Source organism: Mangrovibacillus sp. Mu-81, from assembly GCF_036867415.1.
Lineage (GTDB): Bacteria > Bacillota > Bacilli > Bacillales > Bacillaceae_B > Rossellomorea.
In genome coordinates this window covers 454,197-476,424 of sequence record NZ_JBAJHU010000003.1, presented here as the reverse complement: position 1 = coordinate 476,424, position 22,228 = coordinate 454,197, and the positions used below count along the sequence as shown (strand labels likewise).

The 22,228-nt window shown below is 42.1% G+C and carries 22 protein-coding genes; all 22 read right to left on the bottom strand.

The genetic code is table 11. From position 1 onward, the window contains the following. Positions 1 to 16: 16 nt before the first annotated feature. Positions 17 to 388: a 30S ribosome-binding factor RbfA gene (rbfA, locus tag V6B33_RS09545; RefSeq protein WP_172251643.1), complete on the bottom strand. Its 372-nt coding sequence runs from the start codon at positions 386 to 388 to the stop codon at positions 17 to 19. A gap of 59 nt (positions 389 to 447) precedes the next feature. Next, a complete protein-coding gene (locus V6B33_RS09540) occupies positions 448 to 726 on the bottom strand; it encodes a DUF503 domain-containing protein (RefSeq protein WP_334217510.1) in 279 nt (92 codons plus the stop codon). After that, a complete protein-coding gene (gene infB, locus V6B33_RS09535) occupies positions 723 to 2,909 on the bottom strand; it encodes a translation initiation factor IF-2 (RefSeq protein WP_334217509.1) in 2,187 nt (728 codons plus the stop codon). Before infB ends, V6B33_RS09540 begins: the two co-directional genes overlap by 4 nt. A 20-nt stretch (positions 2,910 to 2,929) precedes the next feature. After that, entirely contained in the window at positions 2,930 to 3,232 is a 303-nt protein-coding gene (locus tag V6B33_RS09530; RefSeq protein ID WP_334217508.1) for a YlxQ family RNA-binding protein, read from the bottom strand. Between the two features lie 10 nt (positions 3,233 to 3,242). Next, the gene (rnpM, locus tag V6B33_RS09525; protein ID WP_334217507.1) at positions 3,243 to 3,512 is read right to left on the bottom strand and encodes an RNase P modulator RnpM; all 270 of its coding nucleotides are present in this window, start codon (positions 3,510 to 3,512) and stop codon (positions 3,243 to 3,245) included. A gap of 12 nt (positions 3,513 to 3,524) precedes the next feature. Then, positions 3,525 to 4,658: a transcription termination factor NusA gene (gene nusA, locus V6B33_RS09520; RefSeq protein WP_334217506.1), complete on the bottom strand. Its 1,134-nt coding sequence runs from the start codon at positions 4,656 to 4,658 to the stop codon at positions 3,525 to 3,527. A gap of 39 nt (positions 4,659 to 4,697) precedes the next feature. After that, positions 4,698 to 5,165: a ribosome maturation factor RimP gene (gene rimP, locus V6B33_RS09515; RefSeq protein ID WP_334217505.1), complete on the bottom strand. Its 468-nt coding sequence runs from the start codon at positions 5,163 to 5,165 to the stop codon at positions 4,698 to 4,700. Positions 5,166 to 5,348: 183 nt separating this feature from the next. Next, positions 5,349 to 9,668, bottom strand: a complete 4,320-nt coding sequence (locus V6B33_RS09510; RefSeq protein ID WP_334217504.1) for a PolC-type DNA polymerase III — start codon at positions 9,666 to 9,668, stop codon at positions 5,349 to 5,351. A gap of 141 nt (positions 9,669 to 9,809) precedes the next feature. After that, entirely contained in the window at positions 9,810 to 11,519 is a 1,710-nt protein-coding gene (locus V6B33_RS09505; protein ID WP_334217503.1) for a proline--tRNA ligase, read from the bottom strand. 177 nt (positions 11,520 to 11,696) lie between these two features. Further along, positions 11,697 to 12,956, bottom strand: coding sequence for an RIP metalloprotease RseP (rseP, locus tag V6B33_RS09500; protein WP_334217502.1), 1,260 nt, complete (start codon positions 12,954 to 12,956; stop codon positions 11,697 to 11,699). A 121-nt stretch (positions 12,957 to 13,077) separates the two neighbouring features. Further along, entirely contained in the window at positions 13,078 to 14,223 is a 1,146-nt protein-coding gene (dxr, locus tag V6B33_RS09495) for a 1-deoxy-D-xylulose-5-phosphate reductoisomerase (protein ID WP_334217501.1), read from the bottom strand. Between the two features lie 34 nt (positions 14,224 to 14,257). After that, entirely contained in the window at positions 14,258 to 15,043 is a 786-nt protein-coding gene (locus V6B33_RS09490; protein ID WP_334217500.1) for a phosphatidate cytidylyltransferase, read from the bottom strand. Continuing rightward, positions 15,043 to 15,834 carry an isoprenyl transferase gene (locus V6B33_RS09485; RefSeq protein WP_334217499.1) on the bottom strand — a complete coding sequence of 264 codons (792 nt, stop codon included), beginning with the start codon at positions 15,832 to 15,834 and terminating at the stop codon, positions 15,043 to 15,045. The genes V6B33_RS09490 and V6B33_RS09485 overlap by 1 nt, the downstream gene beginning before the upstream one ends. A 196-nt stretch (positions 15,835 to 16,030) precedes the next feature. Next, positions 16,031 to 16,588 carry a ribosome recycling factor gene (gene frr / locus V6B33_RS09480; protein ID WP_334217498.1) on the bottom strand — a complete coding sequence of 186 codons (558 nt, stop codon included), beginning with the start codon at positions 16,586 to 16,588 and terminating at the stop codon, positions 16,031 to 16,033. Then, positions 16,588 to 17,313: a UMP kinase gene (gene pyrH / locus V6B33_RS09475; protein WP_334217497.1), complete on the bottom strand. Its 726-nt coding sequence runs from the start codon at positions 17,311 to 17,313 to the stop codon at positions 16,588 to 16,590. The genes frr and pyrH overlap by 1 nt, the downstream gene beginning before the upstream one ends. Positions 17,314 to 17,405: 92 nt before the next feature. Continuing rightward, positions 17,406 to 18,287: a translation elongation factor Ts gene (gene tsf / locus V6B33_RS09470; protein WP_334217496.1), complete on the bottom strand. Its 882-nt coding sequence runs from the start codon at positions 18,285 to 18,287 to the stop codon at positions 17,406 to 17,408. A gap of 203 nt (positions 18,288 to 18,490) precedes the next feature. Further along, a complete protein-coding gene (gene rpsB / locus V6B33_RS09465) occupies positions 18,491 to 19,198 on the bottom strand; it encodes a 30S ribosomal protein S2 (RefSeq protein ID WP_048004028.1) in 708 nt (235 codons plus the stop codon). Between the two features lie 154 nt (positions 19,199 to 19,352). Next, positions 19,353 to 19,883 carry a hypothetical protein gene (locus V6B33_RS09460; RefSeq protein ID WP_334217495.1) on the bottom strand — a complete coding sequence of 177 codons (531 nt, stop codon included), beginning with the start codon at positions 19,881 to 19,883 and terminating at the stop codon, positions 19,353 to 19,355. A gap of 90 nt (positions 19,884 to 19,973) precedes the next feature. Further along, positions 19,974 to 20,270 (bottom strand): hypothetical protein, encoded by a 297-nt coding sequence (locus V6B33_RS09455; protein WP_334217494.1) that lies wholly within the window; start codon positions 20,268 to 20,270, stop codon positions 19,974 to 19,976. 26 nt (positions 20,271 to 20,296) lie between these two features. Further along, positions 20,297 to 21,055, bottom strand: coding sequence for a FliA/WhiG family RNA polymerase sigma factor (locus V6B33_RS09450; RefSeq protein ID WP_334217493.1), 759 nt, complete (start codon positions 21,053 to 21,055; stop codon positions 20,297 to 20,299). Positions 21,056 to 21,091: 36 nt separating this feature from the next. After that, positions 21,092 to 21,589 (bottom strand): chemotaxis protein CheD, encoded by a 498-nt coding sequence (locus tag V6B33_RS09445; RefSeq protein ID WP_334217492.1) that lies wholly within the window; start codon positions 21,587 to 21,589, stop codon positions 21,092 to 21,094. Continuing rightward, a complete protein-coding gene (locus tag V6B33_RS09440) occupies positions 21,586 to 22,221 on the bottom strand; it encodes a chemotaxis protein CheC (protein ID WP_334217491.1) in 636 nt (211 codons plus the stop codon). The genes V6B33_RS09445 and V6B33_RS09440 overlap by 4 nt, the downstream gene beginning before the upstream one ends. Positions 22,222 to 22,228 lie beyond the last annotated feature (7 nt).

Here is a 22,228-nt window from a genome sequence, read left to right as displayed (position 1 = left end):
GATCAGTCCTTTCAGCTTACTCGTCTTTATTCTGTGAATCTTCATCCGGATCATCTTGTACCTTACGAAGTAAAGTTTCAATATGATTACCATATTCAATCGATTCATCAAACTCAAAGATTATTTCCGGAGTTTTGCGGAGACGAACCCGCTGCCCCACTTCGGAGCGGATAAATCCTTTCGCCTTCGCCAGACCCTTCAATGTATTTTCTCTTTGGTCTTCACCGCCAAGAACAGTAATGTATACTTTCGCCTGCTGAAGATCCCCGGAAACCTGAACATCTGTTACCGTAACAAATCCAATACGCGGGTCTTTAATTTTTCGTCCGATAATATCGCTGAGCTCTTTTTTCATTTGCTCGCCAACTCGATTCGCACGATGGCTCATCAATATCACCCCATATTTCTGTCATTAGTGTGCATTGAATCGTGAGTGTGATTCAAATTTTAAATGAATTCCCTCGTTGTATCGGTCCTTTCCCATTCAGGGAAAGAATCAATAAACTTTAATGCATTTTCTATTTCTCTTTCACTGGATGCCTTGGATGAAGAGACAGTTACAATGGCAATTCTTGTCCTTTGCCAAACATCCTGATGATCGATTTCAGAAACAGCTACATTATACTTCTGCTTTAGCCGGCTAAGGACTCTTTGTAAAACAGCCCTTTTCTCTTTTAAAGAGTGAGAATCATGAATCATGCACTCACATTCAACATATGTGATCATTTACGAGTGATTTCCTCCATAACATAGGCTTCGATTACATCGCCTTCTTTAACATCATTGAAGTTCTTAATCGTAATACCACATTCATAGCCTTTTGCAACTTCTTTGGCATCATCTTTGAAACGTTTAAGGGCGTCAAGTTCACCTTCAAAAATGACGACACCGTCACGGATCAAACGGACACCTGAGTCACGAGAAATTTTACCTTCTGTTACATAGCTTCCCGCAATTGTTCCAACTTTAGACACTTTAAATGTCTGGCGCACCTCTGCCTGCCCGATGATTTTTTCTTCAAATTCAGGATCAAGCATCCCTTTCATTGCAGCTTCGATTTCTTCCATGACTTTATAGATGATTCTGTGCAGGCGGATTTCTACACCCTCTGCGTCAGCAGCACGCTTCGCATTTACATCAGGACGGACGTTAAAGCCAATAACGATGGCATTCGAAGCGGAAGCGAGTGTGATATCAGACTCATTGATTGCTCCTACTCCTGTGTGAATGATGTTAATCTTCACACCTTCTACTTCGATCTTCAGCAGAGAAGCAGCCAGAGCTTCAACTGACCCCTGAACGTCTGCCTTGAGGACAAGGTTAAGATCTTTCATTTCACCTTGTTTCATTTGTTCAAATAACGTTTCAAGACTGACTTTTGATTTTTCACCGCGCTGTGCCTGAAGGGCTTGAGAGGCACGTGATTCACCAACAGATCGTGCTGTTTTCTCGTCTTCAAATACAACGAATCGATCTCCTGCTTGTGGCACATCATTCAATCCGGTGATCTCAACAGGAGTTGAAGGACCGACTTCTTTGACACGGCGTCCAAGGTCATTGACCATGGCACGGACACGGCCAAACGTGTTTCCTACTACAATCGGGTCTCCGACTTTAAGCGTACCGTTCTGTACCAGCAGTGTAGCTACAGAACCGCGGCCTTTATCCAATTGAGCTTCGATGACTGTTCCCAATGCCAGACGCTCAGGATTAGCTTTAAGCTCTTCCACTTCACTTACAAGAACAATCATTTCCAGTAAGCTGTCAATTCCTTCTCCTGATAAAGCGGAAAGCGGTACGAAGATCGTATCTCCGCCCCATGCTTCAGGAACTAATTCATATTCTGTCAATTCCTGCATTACACGGTCGGGATTAGCCGCTTCCTTGTCCATTTTATTCACAGCAATGATAATCGGTACTTCAGCAGCTTTAGCGTGGTTGATTGCTTCTACCGTCTGCGGCATAACACCATCATCAGCTGCAACCACAATGATTGCGATATCCGTTACTTGAGCACCGCGGGCACGCATTGTAGTAAAGGCAGCATGTCCGGGTGTATCAAGGAAAGTGATTTTCTTACCTTCGACTTCAACTTGATAAGCACCGATATGCTGGGTGATCCCGCCTGCTTCGCCAGCAGTTACCTTCGTATCGCGGATGGAGTCGAGAAGTGTCGTCTTACCGTGATCGACATGACCCATGATCGTTACTACAGAAGGACGCTCCTGTAATTGAGCGGCATCGTCTTCAGTGAAGTAAACACCAAGGTCTGTAGAATCGATTTTAATTTCTTCTTCAACTTCTACACCGTATTCACCGGCGATCAATTCAATTGAATCTTTATCAAGCTCCTGGTTGATCGTTGCCATAACCCCAAGCATAAAGAGTTTCTTGATGATTTCAGAAGGCTCTTTGTGAAGCTTTTTGGCAAGTTCTGCAACCGTCAATGACTCAGAAAAAGTGATTTTTGAAGGAAGTTCCTTTTTCTTGGCAGGCTGTTGCTGCTGAGGCGCCGGCTTAAAGTTTTTATTTTGCTTGTTGTTTCTGTTATTTTTATTTTTTTTGTTATTTTGGTTATTATTATTGAAAACTTTTTTCTCCTTTGATTGGGACTGCTGATCGTGTTTTTTCCCTTCGCGGTTCTTAGGTGCTGATTTCACCTTATCCTTGTTAGGAGAATCCTCTACTTTAGCAGTGCTTTGTTTTTGATTGGAATTCTTTTCAGCCGGATTATTACCCTGTGCCTTAGAATTACCGGTAAACATTGAATCCAGTTTCTTCACTGTATCGTCTTCTATTGTTGCCATATGATTTGATACCTCAATATTCAGTTGCTTTAATTTCGAAATAACATCCTTGCTTGAAACATTGTACTTTTTTGCATATTCATAAACACGCATCTTGCTCATATGTTCACCCCCATTGAGATTCAATCGAGCATTTCAGTTAATTTTTTGGCAAAGCCATCATCGGATAAGGCTACAACCACCCTCGCATCTTTACCAATTGCATTTCCCAAAACATACCTGTCCTCCACAAAACTGACCGGCACATGATAGGACTTGCATTTATTTGTAATCTTCTTGTGAGTGTTTGCTGAAGCATCCCTGGAAAGGAGCACAAGCTTTGCCCTTCCGCTCCGGACTTCCTTAATAACAAGTTCTTCACCTGAAATAATCTTACGTGCCCGATTTGCCAACCCTAAAAGTGACATCCAACGATCTTGTTTCATACGCTAAACGTTACTCCTTTTCTACAAGACTGATCAATTCATCATAAAGAGAATCGTCTATCTTCGCTTGTAATTGATTGGCTAAAGTGTTCTTCTTTTTTGCTTGTAATATGACGGTTTTATCCTTTGAAAGATAAGCACCACGACCTGATTTTTTTCCAGTAGGATCGATCGAAACTTCTCCTTCTTTAGAGCGGACAATCCGGATCATTTCTTTTTTAGGTTTCATTTCACCAGTTGCTACACACTTGCGCAATGGTATCTTTTTGCTGCCAGTCATGTATTTCACCTCTTAATCTTGATCATCGAAATCAATATTTAAAGGTTCGTTATCGTACTCTTCCTCTTCCTCCTGAGGAAGAAATGCTTCTTCACGAGGATACAGACCAAGTTCCCTTGCATCGGTTTCACTCTTGATGTCAATCTTCCAGTTTGTCAGTTTAGCTGCAAGACGAGCATTCTGACCGCGTTTTCCGATTGCAAGTGAAAGCTGATAATCCGGAACAACCACTCTTGTCGCTTTATCTGCTTCGTTCACTTGAACATCCAGGACTTTCGATGGACTCAAAGCATTCGCTACAAATGTTACCGGATCTTCCGACCACTGCACTATATCGATTTTCTCACCTTTCAGTTCATTGACAATCGCTTGTACTCGTGCTCCCTTGGTCCCGACACATGCCCCAACCGGGTCAACTTCGGAATTATCCGCGTGAACAGATATCTTAGACCGGTCGCCGGCTTCGCGGGCAACCGATTTAATTTCAACCGTACCATCAAAAATCTCAGGTACTTCAATTTCAAATAATCGTTTCAACAAACCGGGATGTGTACGGGAAACAAAGATTTGAGGACCTTTTGTCGTCTTCTCCACCTTTGTGATGAATACTTTGATCCGGTCATGAGGTTTATATGTTTCGTTCGGCATTTGTTCACTAACAGGTAGAAGTGCTTCAATCTTCCCCAAAGCCACATAGATGAATCGGTTATCCTGACGCTGCACGATGCCGGTCATGATATCTTCTTCACGATCGACGAATTCAGAATAAATGATGCCGCGCTCGGCTTCTCTTACACGCTGTGTAACAACCTGTTTCGCGGTTTGCGCTGCAATTCGTCCGAAGTCCTTTGGTGTAACTTCCAATTCTACAACGTCGCCTACCTCATAGCTTGGATTGATCTCTCCTGCATCTTCAACTGTAATTTCAAGACGCGAATCGAATACTTCCTCTACTACTTCCTTACGGGCGAATACCCTCATCGTCCCTGTTTCAAGGTTAAGGTCTACACGGACGTTTTGTGCCTGATTAAAGTTTCTTTTATAAGCCGAAACCAAAGCTGCTTCAATTGCTTCGATAATCACATCTCTAGAGATGCCTTTTTCTTTCTCTAAGACAGTTAGAGCATCTAATAACTGAGTGCTCATGGTGGTGTCATCCCCCTTTATAATACGGTTGCATCCTTTTTAAAAAGTAACAGCCAATCTTGCAATAGCGATTTTGTCTGCAGGAATTTCAACCTTCTTTTTTCGTGTTTTGAATGTTACTTCCAACGCTAATTGTTCAGAAGAATAGGATAGCAGGGTACCTTCGAAAGCCTTTTCCCCATCAATCGGTTCGTACGTTTTTACGTAAACATTCTTGCCGATTGATTTCATGAAGTCCTTTTCATTTTTTAATTGGCGTTCCGCACCCGGTGAAGAGACTTCAAGGAAATAGTTGTGGGGAATCGGATCGATTTCATCCAGTTTCTCACTTAATTGCTCGCTGACTATTCCGCATTCTTCTATGTCCACACCTGTATCTTTATCGATGAATACACGAAGGAACCAATTGGAACCTTCTTTAACGTATTCCATATCAATGAGTTCCAGTGACAGATCGTCTAGGATGGGTGTGACAAGTTCTTCTACTAGTGTCATTATTTTGCTCATACTTACCTCCTGGTCTATATGAAAATCTTGCACCAAGACTAGAAATAATCGTTAAAAATCTCCATGTAATAACGAAAGAGTGGGGTGCGACCCCACTCTTCTGCTTTAGAGCTATCTTTAGTATTTCCAATAAAAATATACCATAATCCACATGTTTATGCAAACAATTCCCATGGGACGGGGCTAAAAGAGTGATAATTGGTTTTTGTCAGGCAAGTTTTCAAGACATCCATGATTATCCAGATACTCGATAATGGTCTTAGAAACCCTTCCGCGCTGCTGAAGATCTTCTTTGGAAAGAAACTCTCCATCTTCACGTGACTTTACGATATTTATCGCTGCATTTGTACCAAGTCCCGGTATTGAATTAAATGGGGGGATCAGCGTTTCCCCTTCGATTATGAATTCAGATGCATGGGAACGATACAGGTCCACTTTCTGGAATTTATACCCCCGCTCACACATTTCCAGGGCTAATTCCAGCACAGTAAGCGTGTTCTTCTCTTTTGGTGATGCATCGAGTCCCTTACTGTTGATTTCTTCTATTTTGGCTTTTACTGCCTGTGAGCCTCTGACCATCGCTTCAATATCAAAATCTTCTGCACGGACAGTAAAATAAGCTGCATAGTACAAGAGAGCATGATGTACTTTGAAGTATGCGATACGCACCGCCATTAATACGTATGCCGCCGCATGCGCCTTAGGGAACATGTACTTGATTTTCAGACAGGAATCAATATACCAGTCCGGTACCCCGTTCTTCTTCATTTCTTCTACCCATTCATCCTGCAGGCCTTTACCTTTACGAACAAATTCCATGATCTTGAATGCAAGTGAAGGTTCCAGACCTTGATATATAAGGTAAACCATAATATCGTCACGACAACCGATTACTTCACTCAGATTACAGGTGTTATTGTGTATCAACTCTTGAGCGTTTCCAAGCCACACATCCGTTCCATGAGAGAGTCCGGAGATTTGGACAAGCTCTGAAAACGTCGTAGGCTTTGTATCTTCGAGCATCTGTCGAACGAACCGGGTACCGAATTCTGGTATACCGAGGGTTCCGGTTTTACACATAATCTGTTCCTCAGTTACCCCGAGTGATTCAGTCCCGCTGAAGATCTTCATGACTTCGGGATCATCTGTCGGTATCGTTTTAGGGTCGATTCCCGATAGATCCTGCAGCATACGGATGACTGTCGGGTCATCGTGACCGAGAATATCCAGTTTCAACAAGTTATCATGTATCGAATGGAAATCGAAGTGAGTCGTTTTCCACTCTGAACTTTGATCGTCTGCCGGGAATTGAATCGGAGAAAAATCAAAGATATCCATATAATCAGGCACAACGATAATGCCACCGGGATGCTGTCCGGTCGTTCGCTTCACTCCTGTACATCCGCTCACAAGCCTGTCAATTTCCGCTCCTCTGACTTGTAGTGCATTGTCATTTGCATATCCCTTTACATAGCCGTAGGCTGTTTTTTCAGCAACCGTACCTATTGTACCCGCACGATACACATTGTCTTCTCCAAAAAGTACTTTCGTGTAATTATGCGCCTTCGGCTGATATTCACCAGAGAAATTCAAATCGATATCCGGAACTTTATCTCCTTTGAATCCGAGGAAGGTTTCAAACGGTATATCATGTCCATCCTTCTTGTATGCATGACCGCAGGCAGGACACTCCTTATTCGGAAGATCAAAGCCGGAGCCGACTGATCCATCATCAAAGAACTCAGACTTTTTACATGAAGGACAAACATAGTGTGGAGGCAGCGGATTCACTTCAGTTATTTCTGTCATAGTTGCTACAAAAGATGACCCGACAGATCCCCGTGAACCTACAAGATATCCGTCATCCAAAGATTTTTTCACGAGTTTATGAGAAATCAGATAGATGACGGCAAAGCCATGACCGATGATACTTTTCAATTCCTTTTCGAGTCTTGCTTCCACAATCTCAGGAAGCTCATCCCCGTAGATGCTTTTCGCCATCTCATAACTCATCCGGCGCATCTCTTCGTCTGCCCCTTCGATTTTAGGCGTATATAAATCGTCCCTGATCGGTTTAATGACTTCAGTCATATCCGCAATCTTATTGGAATTCTCAACGACAATTTCTTTCGCTTTTTCTTTACCTAAAAAGGAAAAGCAATCCAGCATTTCATTGGTTGTCCTGAAATGGACATCGGGAAGTTTATGACGATTCAGAGGGTTGGCTCCCCCTTGTGAACCTACCAGGATCTGCCGGTAGATCTTATCAGTCTCATTAAGATAATGAACATTCCCTGTAGCTACAACAGGCTTGTTGATTTTCTCTCCCAGTTCAACGATATTTTTTATTATATCTTCGAGGTTTTTTTGACTCTGAACCAGATCCAGCTCAATAAGATGCTGATAGACTTCTTTAGGGTGGACCTCTAAGTAATCATAAAAATGTGCGGTTTCTTCCACTTCCGCTTTCCCTTTTTGCATCATGCCTTCAAAGACTTCACCTTTGTCACAGCCAGATCCGACTAAAATACCCCCACGGTATTTCTGCAGCTGCGACCGCGGGATTCTGGGCACCCTGTAGAAATAATGCATATGGGAAATGGAAACCAGCTTATATAAGTTCTTCAGCCCTTCTTCATTTTGAGCTATCAAAGTGCAATGATATGGCCTTGAACGTTTATAAGCATCCCCTTTCCCCATGTAGTCGTTCAATTGATTATGATTCATTATCCCTTTTTCAAACGCATCTTTCAGCATTTTCAACAAAAGTGATCCTGTGGCTTCTGCATCATAGATTGCCCGGTGATGCTGGGTCAATTCCACATCGAACTTCTTGGCGAGTGTGTTCAATCGATGGTTCTTAAACTGCGGATATAATAATCTCGCCAATTCCAATGTATCAATCACAGGATTGGACGCTTTAGGAAGTCCAGCCTTTTGATAGCCTGAGTTCAAAAACCCCATATCGAACGAAGCATTGTGAGCGACCAGGATGTCATCCCCCACCCATTTTTCAAAATCGTGTAAAACTTCTTTTATTTCGGGGGCATTCCTGACCATATCATCCGTGATGCCTGTTAGATCGATCGTTGTTGCAGAAAGAGGATGATGCGGATTGGCGAAAGATTCAAATCGATCGATGATGTCGCCATCCTTAATCTTTACAGCCGCAAGCTCTATGATCGTGTCGTAAACAGCTGAAAGCCCTGTCGTCTCAACATCAAAGACGACATATGTCGCATCTTCAAGCTTACGGTCGGTCTCGTTATAACCGATCGGGACTCCATCATCCACCAGATTGGCTTCCAAGCCATATAGTACCTTGATATCATTTTTCTTGCTGGCACTATATGCTTCAGGGAAAGATTGGGCAACTGCATGGTCCGTGATCGCAATTGCTTTATGTCCCCATTTCTTTGCTTGCGCAACCATACTGGCCACCGAGCTGACTGCATCCATCTGACTCATAGGGGAATGCATATGAAGCTCCACTCTTTTTTCCTCAGATGGTGCAGTATCCAGACGAAGAACGGGTTTGATTTCATTTACATCGTTCGCAATCATAACAAGGTCTCTGACAAATGTATCATTTTGTATACTTCCCCGGCAGCGGACCCACATCCCTTTTTTCATATTATTCATGACTGCAGCATCTTCTTTATCCCTTGAGAACATCTTGACAAGAATCGAGCTGGAATAATCTGTAACCTTGAAGGTTAATAGTGTCCTTCCGCTTCTGAGTTCCCTCGTTTCACAATCAAACACATAACCCTCAATCGCGATTCGTCTCTCTTCATCATATATTTCTTCAATTTTCCGGAAGTCAGCGTCATCCTTGATTGTAAGGCCAAGCATGAATGGTCCGCTTGGTGCATCGGAAGCTTCCTCTTTTTCAGCCTTTTCCATTTCGATGAGAGCTTGTTTACCCCTCTCCTGATCTTCTTTCAGTTTTTCTTCAAGGAATTTTTCATAATCGTTATTTTGTTCTTCCACTTGAGCAACCTCGGCATCGAGGATCAGTTTAGGGAAACCGAAGTTTTCAAAAGCCGATGAAATGATATTCCCGTATTTCCGCTTCAGCTGTGCTGCTTCAGTATCATTCGAAGCCTTGACAATTATTTTGTTTCCAATTACTTCAGGCTTTTGAGTATTGAGAAGTTTTAATAGAGGGGGAGATATCCCCTGTACTTCTTTAACACATTCACTCCAATAGTCAAGAATTGACTGTTCCGTTACATCCATATTTAGTACTTTAAGGCTGAAATTCACATTGGCTATATGCTTGAAGGATGTTTGGAGAGCCAGGTAAAAGCGGCTCCAAACGCTGCAGGGGATCATATCTTGCAACGTAAAATAGAAATGCCACTTCTTCTCTTTTCGATAGACGGCAAGCTTTTCAATTTCTGCATTGTTAAAATGCTTTACAAACGCGTCTTCAGTCAGCCCTAACTGCTGCAATAACATTTGAAATCTCTCTTTTTTTCCAAGGGGCTTTTCATCCATTTGTCTCTTCCCCCATTTCTTTTTATTTTTTCCATGCTATATTTTCGTCCATACGTCCATACCTGGAAACAGACTTATTAAACCGAAGAAAAGGGCTGACGAATAAGGATCATTGCTTCCCTAAAGGATCAGCCCTTTTTATTAAGAACGTGTATTAAATAAACCTGTTAACGTGGTAAGAATCTCACTCTTGTGAACTTCAAGCATTTCTCCTGTTTTTCTTACCTTTATTTCAACGATGCCCTCAGCCGCTTTTTTGCCGACAGTGATGCGGATCGGCAGCCCGATCAAATCGGAATCTGCGAATTTAACTCCAGGGCGTTCGGCACGATCATCCAAAAGTACATCATAACGATTATTTTTAAGTTCTTCATACAATTCATGTGCCAGAGCCGATTGATCAACATCTTTTAAGTTGACCGGAATCACATGCAAATCAAATGGCGACAGATTAGATGGCCAAAGTAGTCCATTCTCATCATTGAATTGCTCAGCAACAGCTGCAAGTGTACGCGAAACCCCTATTCCATAGCAGCCCATGATTATTGGCTGTGCCCGGCCGTTTTCATCCAAATACGTACTGTTCATCGCTTCAGAGTATCTTGTTCCAAGTTTAAATACATGGCCCACTTCTATTCCTTTTGCAAAGACGATTGTTCCTTTCCCATCAGGTGATGGATCCCCTTCCTGGATGAAGCGCAAATCGCCATATTGCGAAGCCTGAAAATCACGTTCAGGGTTCACGTTTCTAAAATGATATCCTGATTCGTTCGCCCCAGCTACTCCATTGCGGATATATTTAACGGCATTGTCAGCTATTATTTTTACTTTATCCTCCATTGAACAAGGACCGACCGAACCGACTTCCGAACCGAGAATTTCTTTTGTTTCCTCTGCAGATGCAAGCATTACTGAATCGGCATTCAAAAAGTTCTTTACCTTAATATCATTGATTTCATGGTCACCGCGGGAAAGTACCAATACAAACTCATCATCTACTTTAAACAATAATGACTTGATGCACATTTCCTTATCTGCAGCGAGGAAACCAGCTACTTCCTCAATCGTTTTGACCTCGGGCGTTGATACTTTCTCCACATCTTTCATTTCATCGTCAGATAATAAATATGAATCAACCACTTCTGCCATTTCTATGTTAGCTGCATATGTTGATTGATCAGAATAGGCTATCGTATCTTCTCCAACTTCGGATAAAACCATGAATTCATGAGTGTCTTTTCCACCCATGGCTCCGGAATCGGCTATTACCGCTCTGAAATTCAATCCGCAGCGCTTGAAGATATTCGTATAAGCCTGAAATAGGAGATCATACGTCTCATCCAGACTCTCTCCTGAAGAGTGAAAAGAGTACGCATCTTTCATTACGAATTCCCTGCCTCGAAGAAGACCAAAGCGCGGACGTTTTTCATCGCGGTATTTTGTCTGGATCTGGTAGAGAGTCAGTGGGAGGCGCTTGTATGATTTAATTTCGTCCCTGACGATGCTTGTAACCATTTCTTCATGAGTGGCACCAAGTGCAAACTCGCGATCATGACGATCATGCATACGCATTAATTCAGGACCATACGTTCCCCACCTTCCCGATTCTTTCCATAGTTCAGAAGGCTGCAGGGCAGGCATTAGCAATTCAGATGCTCCAGCCGCATCCAATTCTTCACGGATAATATCTTCGACTTTTTTTAAGACCTTTTTTCCTAAAGGCAGAAAACTGTAAATCCCGCTTGCATTCTGTCGTATATAACCGGCGCGGAGTAATAGCTGGTGACTCTTGATCTCCGCGTCGGCCGGTGTTTCTCTCATTGTAGGAATCAAAGTATTTCGTTGCTTCATTTATTAGCACCTCGGTTAACTGTTAGTATTAAATATGTAGTTCATTAGAAAAGAACGGATAGAAACACTCTATTACTTTCTTTATTTTAGCGTAAATGAACAGGCAGTTCTACCCTCACTTTTCAAAAGTACGAGGTAGAAACTGCCTGTAAATCCTTCTATTATGAAAGATACATTTTATAAAAAGAATCGTTGAATGTCATTCCATGTGACAACCAGCATCAGCACCATGAGGAGTGCGAATCCAACAAAATGGACCATTCCCTCCATTTGCCGGTCCACCGGCTTTCCGCGCACTGCTTCTATTCCGAAGAAAAGGAGCCTTCCCCCATCTAGTGCAGGGATAGGAAGTAAATTCATAATCCCTAAGTTAATACTCAATATAGCTGCCCATCTCATCAAGTAAAAGATTCCTGATTTAGCTACCACATCCGTTGACTGGTAGATTCCTACCGGACCTGACAGTGCATCAATCGAGAATTCGCCGGAAACCAGTTTCCCTAGGAGGACAAAAATCATTTTAGTCCACTCATAGGTCTGCTCAGCGCTATTGGTTACGACCTTCAAAGGAGACTTCTCAACCGGGCTGTGGACACCTATTATTCCGATTTCCTTGCCTTCTACTTCTTGAGGCTTTGGTGTAACAGAGATTTCCTCGGTAGTCCCCCCGCGCTCAACAGTGAACTTCAGTTCATCTCCTGGATGTTTCTGGATGACAGTTACGATGTCTTCCCAAGTCGAAATTTCTTTCCCATCAATGATTTGAACGACATCATTTTTCTGGAGTCCCGCTTCCTTTGCTGCACCGTCTTCAGTTAAGTTTCCGAGAACAGGGTCATTGGTCGGCACCCCTTGTAATAAGCCAACAAGTAAAAAGATAAAGAAAGCCAATATGAAATTGAAAAGCGGACCTGCAAAAATGGCCATCGCACGTTTAGACAGGGACTTAGAAGCAAATTGACGGTCCCATGGCGCTATTTGTGTTTCCACACCATCTTCAACAAATACGGCATCACGCGAAATTGCAAAATGCTTGATTACTTCCTCTTCTTCATCTTCGTATCCCTTTATATACAGTCGATGTTCAAGGTCCGCTTCCTCGACCTCAATAACTCTTATATTTGGATAGCGGTCTTTATTATTCAGGACTATTTTTCTTATCTTTTCATCTTGGTCAAGCACAAGACCAACTCTATGTCCAGCTTTCAGTTCCACCATTTCAGGGTCTTCTCCAGCCATCCGGACGAAACCTCCTAATGGCAGAAGTCTTATTGTGTATGTTGTTTCATTTTTCTTATATGAAAATACTTTAGGACCGAATCCTATCGCAAATTCCCGGCACAGTATCCCGGCACGTTTAGCGAAGATCAAGTGACCCAGTTCATGGAAAAATACTAAAGCGCCAAAAATCACGATAAAGGCAATGACTGTTTGCAAATAAATAACCACCTTTTAAGAACCTGTATCCAGGCATGATAAGTATGAACGTTCTGAACGGAAAAACATGTCTAATATAATACTACGTTGTTGTACATGCAAACATGCACAGGCCAGCTATTTAAATCCATCGGGAAACGGTCAATCTCGTCTTTTTATCGATTTCACGAATGGTCTCGAGATCAGGGTTCTGTATAACTTCATGTTCATTCAATGCTCTTTCGATCATATCTTCAATTCCCAGGAATGAGATCTTATTCTCCAGAAACAATGCTACAGCTGCTTCGTTTGCTGCATTCAATACGGTTGTCATGCTTCCTCCGGTACGGCCTGCATCGTATGCGAGACCAAGACACCGAAAACGCTTAAAGTCCATTTCCTCAAAATGCAGGTTACCGATTTCAGCTAAATTCAGCCGCTTCTTCCCCTCGCGTTCCAATCGGTCAGGGTACGTTAATGCATATTGAATCGGTACACGCATATCCGGTGTGCCGAGCTGTGCCATGACGGATGTGTCATGGAATTGGATCATGGAATGAATGATACTCTCCCTGTGCTGCAAAACATCAATCTTATCATAAGGGATATCGAATAACCAACGAGCCTCTATTACTTCAAGCCCCTTATTCATCATGGATGCAGAATCAACCGTGATTTTTGCCCCCATAGACCAGTTGGGATGATTCAGTGCTTCTTCAACCGTTACACCGATAAGTTCTTCTCTCGTTCTGTCCCTGAAACTCCCACCAGAGGCAGTAATGATCAGTTTTTCAATGTTCTTTTCCTTCTCCCCCTGAAGTGCCTGGAAGATCGCTGAATGCTCGCTGTCTACGGGTAACAAAGGCACGCCTTTCTTACCGGCTGCCTCCATGACAATATGACCGGCAGTGACAAGTGTTTCTTTGTTGGCGATCGCAATCGTCTTGCCTGCTTCAATCGCCTGGAGAGTCGGGTACAGTCCTACACTTCCAAGAACTGCATTCACCAGGATGTCGGCATCCTGGTGGCAGGCAACCTGCACTAAGCCTTCTTCTCCGAATAGCACCTTCACACCCGGGGGTACCTCATTTCGCAGCTTTATTGCATCTTCTTCAATCTGGACTGAAACAACGGATGGATTGAATTCTTGAATCATCTTTCTTGCTCCATCGATATTTTTGCCAACTGACATAGCAGTCAGTCTAAACTCCTCAGGATGCTCCCTAATAACGTCGAGCGTCTGGGTTCCTATTGAACCTGTCGCACCCATTAAACTAATATTCTTCAAAAATTACACTCCTCTCGCAGCGCCCTTCTCCTCCTTATAAAAGAAAATAAAGAAGGGGTAAAACAAATAAGAGACTGTCAAACCGATCCAGCATCCCACCGTGTCCCGGCAACAAATGACCTGAATCTTTCACTTTGTAATGTCGTTTTAAAGCAGATTCTACCAAATCCCCCATTTGCCCAAATATAGATAGAATGGCTGTTACAACAATCAGCTTTGGAATGGACATATCCAGATCACTGAAAAATGTCATGACCACTCCTACTATAACGGCACATACCACTCCGCCAAGGAATCCTTCAACCGTTTTATTGGGACTGATATGCGGCCAAAGCTTTTTCTTTCCAATGGCCTTACCAATGAAGTAAGCTCCAGAATCTGTTGCCCAGATTATGAACAGGGCATAGAACACGTACTGTACCCCTTCTTCCATCCGGATTTCCATAAAATAGTAATATCCGATCCCTATATACAGGATGCTCAATAATGAAAATGCTACGTCGTCAAAAGTAAAGCGATTTTTTGTAATGACCGTATAGGTTAAAAATATCAAGACGGCAAAAAAAGAAAGCTCAATTTTCGAATATCCAATATAACTGATAATTCCTATGTAAGTGTCCGGGATCAGGAATACCCAGAGTATGGCCAGTGATAGTAAACCTGGTATGGTAAAGATCCTCTGTCCTCTCATCTTCAAAGCTTCGTACAGGCTCACCGAAGCAATCAAATACATCAATAGGATAAATGGAGATTTACCATACAAGATGATAGGTAAAAAAACAGCTGCTGCAACAATTGCAGTTATGATTCTTTGTTTCATTATGATTCCTCACTTTGTAACCCGCCGAATCGTCTTGAACGACCTTGGTATGCTTCAATTGCTTCAATTAATTGTAGTTTACCGAAATCCGGCCATAAACACTCGGTAAACCAGAACTCAGTATAAGCCAACTGCCAAAGCATAAAATTGCTCAATCGAATCTCACCGCTTGTGCGGATCAGCAGATCTGGATCTTTCAATTCTTTTGTCATTAGATAATTAGAAAATAATTCCTCATTTAATTGTTTTTCATCTAGTATACCATTTTGAAGGTCTTTTAAGACGTGTTTGATGGAATCTAGTATTTCTGCCCTGCTTCCATAATTCAGGGCGAAATTCAAGATCAGTCCGTCATTTTCTTTTGTCGCTTCAATCGCCTTGTTTACAGCCCTCAATGTATGCGGAGGGATTGCTTCTTCGGCCCCGATCATCTTTACCTGAACGTTTTCTTCAATTAATTCAGGAAGGAAGGTACCGAGGAACTCTTCCGGCAGTTTCATCAGAAATTCCACTTCCATCTTCGGACGTTTCCAGTTCTCTGTTGAAAATGCATATAAAGTCAAAGCTTCTATACCTAATTCATTTGCAAGTTTAGTTATTCTGCGTACACATTTCATCCCTTCGTGGTGACCTGCAACTCTGGGCAGAGCTCTTTTCTGTGCCCAGCGGCCATTGCCATCCATGATAATGGCGATGTGCCCGGGGATGGGGTGCTTTAATAGTTCCTGGAAGCGCTCGTCAACATTATCTTTATTTTGTTGTCGTTTCCATTGTTTAAGCTTGTTTAGCATAAGATTTCCTCCACCAGCAATCCAAAAAATATTTACCCTTACTATCATATCAAAAATCAGAGAAGATATCTTCAAGAAAATCCTTTATGCTTCATTCTATACTAGCGGCAGCCAATGTTATGTACGGAAAAGGGGCTGGCCCATAAGGAATATGAGTTCACTTATGGGCCAGCCCCTTAAAATTAAAATAGTTGTATTATACTTCCAAGATTTCTTTTTCTTTATCTTTCATAATACTGTCGATTTTCGCAATACTTTCATCTGTTGCTTTTTGAACGTCGTCTGAGAATCCACGAAGATCATCTTCGGTGATGTCTCCATTTTTCTCTTTTTTCTTAAGATCGTCATTTGCATCACGACGGATGTTACGAATAGCGACTTTAGCATCTTCTGCTTCTTTTTTCACTAATTTGACCAGATCTTTACGGCGCTCTTCCGTCAAAGCCGGGATGACGATGCGAAGAATGTTTCCATCACTGCTTGGTGTGATTCCCAAGTCGGACTTTAAAATCGCTTTCTCGATATCACCTAAAGCGGATTTGTCGTAAGGTTGAATGACGAGCATTCTTGCTTCCGGAATCGAGATACCCGCCAATTGATTTACAGGTGTTGGTGCACCATAATAATCAACATTGATTTTATCAAGTAAAGATGCGTTAGCTCTTCCCGCACGAATACTTGCTAATTCACGGGAAAATGTTTGAATGGCTTTTGTCATTCTTTCGTTGGCATTTGCAATAATCGTATTTGGCATTATGCTTTCCCCCTAACTATAGTACCGATGTTTTCACCTGTAATGGCTCTCTTAATATTTCCATTTTCCATGATTGAGAATACAATCAGCGGAATATCATTGTCCATACAAAGTGATGAGGCTGTTGAATCCATGACAGCCAAGCCTTCCTTAAGTACATCCAGGTATGACAGCTCTTCGTACTTCACTGCCGTTTCATCCTTTTTGGGATCTGCAGAGTAAACCCCGTCCACGTTATTTTTCGCCATCAGGATCACTTCAGCTTCAATTTCAGCTGCGCGCAGGGCTGCAGTTGTATCCGTCGAAAAGTATGGATTACCAGTGCCGGCAGCGAAGATAACAACCCGCTTTTTCTCTAAATGACGGATCGCCCTTCTTCTGATATATGGTTCTGCAACCTGACGCATATCGATTGATGTCTGAACTCTTGTCTCGATGCCGGTTTGTTCAAGGCTATCCTGAAGGGCAAGGGAATTCATAACGGTCGCAAGCATCCCCATATAGTCTGCTGATGCCCGATCCATACCCATTTCACTGCCTATTTTACCACGCCAGATGTTACCTCCGCCAACAACAACGGCTACTTCCACACCAAGTTCTGCGATTTCTTTTACTTCTTCTGCCACGTTTTTTATAACTGAAGGGTTGATGCCGAAGCCGTCATTTCCTGCTAAAGCTTCTCCGCTCAGTTTAAGAACGACACGTTTGTATTTAGGAACGCTCATGGAAACCTCCATATGTAGTAGAATTTTTCTTGAAAAATAGGGAACACGCTAGGTGTTCCCTACTAAGAAATGTGTAACTTCCTTAATCCGGATTACTTCTTGACTTGGCTCATTACTTCTTCAGCGAAGTTATCTTGACGTTTTTCAAGACCTTCCCCTACTTCGTAACGAATGAAGTCAGTTAAAGTACCTTTGTTAGACTCAAGGTATTGACGGACCTTTTGGTCAGGGTTCTTAACGAACGTTTGATCAAGGATACAGATATCTTCGAAATATTTCCCAAGGCGGCCTTCCACCATTTTTTCAACGATATTTTCAGGCTTGCCTTCGTTAAGTGCTTGTTGTTTAAGGACTTCACGCTCACGTTCTACTTCTTCAGCAGATACTTGGTCGCGTGATACATACTTAGGGTTTAAAGCTGCAGCGTGCATAGCAACGTCTTTCGCTACTCCCGCATCAGTTGTTCCTTCAACTACAGTAAGAACGCCGATACGGCCGCCCATATGCAGGTACTCACCAAATGCTGCGTTATCACCTTTTGTGCGGATTTCAAAACGACGTAATGTGATTTTTTCACCAATCTTAGCGATTGCAGTATTAATGAATTCAGTAACAGAAGAGCCGTTAGCCATTTTTTGATCCATAGCTTCTTCTACAGAAGCTGGTTTAGTAGCTAGTAAATGCTCTGCAAGTTCCTTAACAAGGTTTTGGAAGTTTTCGTTTTTCGCAACGAAGTCAGTTTCTGCATTCACTTCAATGATAATTGCAGTGTTACCTTCGCTTGTAATGAAAGTTGTACCTTCTGCAGCGATGCGGTCAGCTTTTTTAGCTGCTTTCGCGATCCCTTTTTCACGAAGGAAGTCAATTGCTTTGTCCATATCTCCGTCAGTTTCTGTTAACGCTTTTTTACAATCCATCATTCCAGCGCCAGTTTTTTCACGAAGTTCTTTAACCATTTGTGCAGTAATTGCCATAGTGGGTTTCCTCCTTAGTTTAACTATGTAGACTCATTCATCCCGGCAAGGCAGTAGAAAGTATAAACGAACATATACCTTTTCATTCCACCGTCCTGTCAGAAGATTTGTCCTAAAGCAATATCCTTATATAGAAATATCACTTGGGCATACTCTTTAAAAAAAGGTGATAAGGGTAAGTCCCTCTTATCACCTTCTTAAAATTACTCAGCTGCTACAGCTGCTTCTTCTCCTTGCTTAGCTTCCAGGATGGCATCTGCCATTTTACCTGTAAGAAGCTTAACAGCACGGATTGCATCGTCATTCGCAGGAATGACAACATCGATTTCATCCGGATCACAGTTTGTATCAACAATACCCACGATAGGGATATTCAATTTGCGCGCTTCCGCTACAGCAATACGCTCTTTACGAGGGTCGATGATGAACAATGCATCAGGAAGTGTATTCATATCTTTAATACCGCCCAGGAATTTAACTAAGCGTTCATGTTCTTTCTTAAGTTGAACTACTTCTTTCTTTGGAAGTACTTCAAATGTACCGTCTTCTTCCATCTTCTCGATTTGTTTAAGACGGGAAATACGCTTTTGAATTGTTTCGAAGTTTGTAAGTGTTCCACCTAACCAGCGCTGGTTGATGTAGTACATACCCGCACGTTCTGCTTCGTCTTTAACAGACTCCTGTGCTTGCTTCTTAGTACCTACGAAAAGAACTTTACCGCCGTTACCAGCTAATTCTTTCACGAAGTTATAAGCTTCTTCAACCTTCTTAACTGTTTTTTGAAGGTCGATGATGTAGATGCCGTTACGCTCAGTGAAGATGTATCTCTTCATTTTTGGGTTCCAACGGCGAGTTTGGTGTCCGAAATGTACACCAGCTTCTAGTAATTGTTTCATTGAAATTACTGACATGTGTGTTTCCTCCTAATGGTTTTTATTCTTCTCCTCCGTTTCCGTCATCTTGCAGTAGAAACTATTCTAAATAGCACCATCCACTCAATCGGGAAACGTGTGTAATCACACCATGAATACTATAGCACACCTGCTTGCACCAGGCAAGGACTTCTTATGATTTTTGATTAAATTTCAATAGAAGTTCAATCTCTGTCTTTCCTTTACCCAATCGCTTGGCAATTTCCTCGATTGAATGCCCGTCACTCTGCATCGTGATGACTCGATTTACAATTGTATCTTCCTGATGTATTTTGTCTTCTACAGGTAATAAAGGTGCCCAGTCATTTTCTACTTCGCTTTCTTCCGTGTTGACGGTGGGCTTTCTATACGCTTTGGAAGCATTCAGGCGTTTTGTGGCCTGCAATCCCATGTTCTCGGAAGGTGGGGATGGCGCTTCCTTAATCTCTGCCTGCTTCCCGGTTTTCTGTTCTTGATTATTTCTGTTCATGCTGTTCATGAATGCTTCGTTTTCTTCCTTCATTTCAATGAGGTAAGTTGAAATTGTTTCTTCCATCTCCTGAATCATCCTCCCCTGCTTTTTTTCCAGATCGATAAACCTGTTTTGGCGGGTATAAAGGATAACGATGGCAAACAGCGAAATAATATTAAGGAGAAAGGATATGATTAATAAAAATATGGTCATGCAATCACCCTTTTTAGTTAAATTTAGTTGTTGCCATAAAAAAGACCGTCCTTTTCACGCATCAGGAGCAGTCTTTCAGCTGATATGCAGTTACCCTTTGAAGTCGATCTTTCCTCCTTTATAAGGGTGTTGATCCCGATCTTCGGGATTGTCATCGTTCTTATGTCTTTCCTCTGCTGCATCTTTTGCTTTTTCCTTATGAATCGCAACTTCTCCCTTTTGTTCACTCTCCTGTACAGTATGCCTCTTTTTACGCAGTTCCCTTTCCAATTCCAGACTTGCTGCGCTCTGAGTCAATTGATGGTTTCCGTTATGCTGTTCAGCCTGTTTGGCTGCATCAAATGTCCTCGGAAGCGCGATTTGCATTTCTATTGCTTTTAAACTCATCGTTCCACCCTCATTTCCGAGAAAAGTTAAGAGTCAAGCAGATTACGCAATTTATATATAGCTTTAGAATGTATTTGAGATATTCTGGAAGTGGAAAGCTGCAAAATTTCCCCTATTTCTGTTAATGTCAGTTCTTCTTTATAGAATAAACTTAACACAAGCTGTTCTTTTTCAGAAAGTTTTAGGATCGTTTGTTCAAGTTCTGTCATTCTCTCACTTTTCAGTACTTCATCCTCTGGTGAGATTGTTTTATGATCTTTCAATGAATAGGTCTGGGTATCATGGTCATCATCTGTAAGCTGATCATCAATGGATAATACATTTGCAAAAAAATGTTCATTCATTGTTTGATATACGTCTTCGACCCCCATGTCTAATTCATGCGCAACTTCTTCTGCTGTTACATGGCGGAGGAGTTGTTGTTCAAGTTCAACGATTTTCGCTTCTATTTTTTTTGCTTTATCCCTCGTCGATCTTGGGAGCCAATCTTCTTTTCGTAAGCCGTCCAAAATGGCCCCCCTCACCCGGAAGGAAGCATACGTATCAAACTTAAGATCCCTGGAAGGATCGAATTTTTGAAGAGCGTCGAGTAATCCCATCAACCCAAGACTTTTAATATCTTCTCTCGAGACGTTTTTCGGCAGTCCGACTGAGATTCGCGCGACATGGTAAGACACTAAGGGCATGTATTTTTTCACTAACAGGTCACCTGCCAGTGTGTCACGGCTTGTTATCCATTTATCCCAATGGTGTTGTTCTTCGGTTCGAGCGGGCTGCTGAGACATTGGACTCCTCCTCCTGATATATTTTGAATAGGTGATCTACACTATCTTTGTTCCTTCATTTACTGTACGGATGTGAAGGTTACTTTCAGAAACAAAGAATTCTATCGTTCTTCCTTTGTTTCCCCCTAACTCTTCTGCGACAACCGGTATATTATTTTTCATCAGCACTTGTTTCACAGCTTCTATATTACGAGGTCCTATTCTCATCAATTCACTCTTTGATGAAAGCTGAAACATCTGTGCCCCACCGGCCATTTTACATTTCAATCTATTCATCCCGGCACCCATATCCTTTAGCTTGTGAATTAATTCTTCCACCCCGGAATCTGCATATTTAGCTGCATTTAAAGGCTTTTCTTTGGCAATCGAAGAACTTGGAAGCATCACGTGGACCATGCCGGCAATTTTCAGATAATCATCATAAAGAACGACACCCACACAAGAGCCTAATCCCGAAGTACGTATTGAACCCTCTTCTTTTAATGTATTCATATCAGCAATACCAACTTTAACGACAGACTGTACTTCAATCATCCCTGTACTCCCAGTGACTGAAAAATGATGTCAAAAGAGTCGGGATCGGGGAGCAGGAAGAAATGCCCGTTGACACATTCGGCATCTGAAGCTGTCACTTCTTTTAATGAAGTATCAATTACTATGGCATAATCACTTACTTGTGAAATTTCAATCAATCCAAAACCGATGATTGCACCTGCCATGTCAATTGAGATTGACGGTACAGAAGGCAGCAGATTAAGTTGTGTAAAATCAGCCAGAGATGATAAATAAGATCCGGAAAGAATATTTCCTAATTCCTGCATCGCAGATAGTCCCAATTCAGATGGGGGAGACGCTTCAAATGAAAAATGGTCATCATGAATCATAGATTTAATAAACGCAGAGGCTTGTTCGAGCGGGAGCAAGAAGAACATACTTCCAGGTGCGTCTCCTTCTATTCTCAGAAACACACTGACTACCACTTTGTCTGCCCCTCCGGCCATTTCCATCATTTCATCAAACGAAACGATTTTCACGTGCGGAACCTTCATATCTATTTTTCTATCTAATATCGTCGACAATGCTGTCGCTGCATGGCCAGCACCGATATTTCCAATCTCTTTTAAAATATCCAGGTGCATGGTACTGATTTTTTGTTCATATCCCATAAGTCGT

Bases quoted from the DNA above. Each gene is read 5' to 3' on its own strand.
- rbfA (WP_172251643.1), bottom strand. From the start codon at position 388: ATGAGCCATCGTGCGAATCGAGTTGGCGAGCAAATGAAAAAAGAGCTC.
- V6B33_RS09540 (WP_334217510.1), bottom strand. From the start codon at position 726: ATGATCACATATGTTGAATGTGAGTGCATGATTCATGATTCTCACTCT.
- infB (WP_334217509.1), bottom strand. From the start codon at position 2,909: ATGAGCAAGATGCGTGTTTATGAATATGCAAAAAAGTACAATGTTTCA.
- V6B33_RS09530 (WP_334217508.1), bottom strand. From the start codon at position 3,232: ATGAAACAAGATCGTTGGATGTCACTTTTAGGGTTGGCAAATCGGGCA.
- rnpM (WP_334217507.1), bottom strand. From the start codon at position 3,512: ATGACTGGCAGCAAAAAGATACCATTGCGCAAGTGTGTAGCAACTGGT.
- nusA (WP_334217506.1), bottom strand. From the start codon at position 4,658: ATGAGCACTCAGTTATTAGATGCTCTAACTGTCTTAGAGAAAGAAAAA.
- rimP (WP_334217505.1), bottom strand. From the start codon at position 5,165: ATGAGCAAAATAATGACACTAGTAGAAGAACTTGTCACACCCATCCTA.
- V6B33_RS09510 (WP_334217504.1), bottom strand. From the start codon at position 9,668: ATGGATGAAAAGCCCCTTGGAAAAAAAGAGAGATTTCAAATGTTATTG.
- V6B33_RS09505 (WP_334217503.1), bottom strand. From the start codon at position 11,519: ATGAAGCAACGAAATACTTTGATTCCTACAATGAGAGAAACACCGGCC.
- V6B33_RS09490 (WP_334217500.1), bottom strand. From the start codon at position 15,043: ATGAAACAAAGAATCATAACTGCAATTGTTGCAGCAGCTGTTTTTTTA.
- V6B33_RS09485 (WP_334217499.1), bottom strand. From the start codon at position 15,834: ATGCTAAACAAGCTTAAACAATGGAAACGACAACAAAATAAAGATAAT.
- frr (WP_334217498.1), bottom strand. From the start codon at position 16,588: ATGCCAAATACGATTATTGCAAATGCCAACGAAAGAATGACAAAAGCC.
- pyrH (WP_334217497.1), bottom strand. From the start codon at position 17,313: ATGAGCGTTCCTAAATACAAACGTGTCGTTCTTAAACTGAGCGGAGAA.
- tsf (WP_334217496.1), bottom strand. From the start codon at position 18,287: ATGGCAATTACTGCACAAATGGTTAAAGAACTTCGTGAAAAAACTGGC.
- rpsB (WP_048004028.1), bottom strand. From the start codon at position 19,198: ATGTCAGTAATTTCAATGAAACAATTACTAGAAGCTGGTGTACATTTC.
- V6B33_RS09460 (WP_334217495.1), bottom strand. From the start codon at position 19,883: ATGACCATATTTTTATTAATCATATCCTTTCTCCTTAATATTATTTCG.
- V6B33_RS09455 (WP_334217494.1), bottom strand. From the start codon at position 20,270: ATGAGTTTAAAAGCAATAGAAATGCAAATCGCGCTTCCGAGGACATTT.
- V6B33_RS09450 (WP_334217493.1), bottom strand. From the start codon at position 21,055: ATGTCTCAGCAGCCCGCTCGAACCGAAGAACAACACCATTGGGATAAA.
- V6B33_RS09445 (WP_334217492.1), bottom strand. From the start codon at position 21,589: ATGATTGAAGTACAGTCTGTCGTTAAAGTTGGTATTGCTGATATGAAT.
- V6B33_RS09440 (WP_334217491.1), bottom strand. From the start codon at position 22,221: ATGGGATATGAACAAAAAATCAGTACCATGCACCTGGATATTTTAAAA.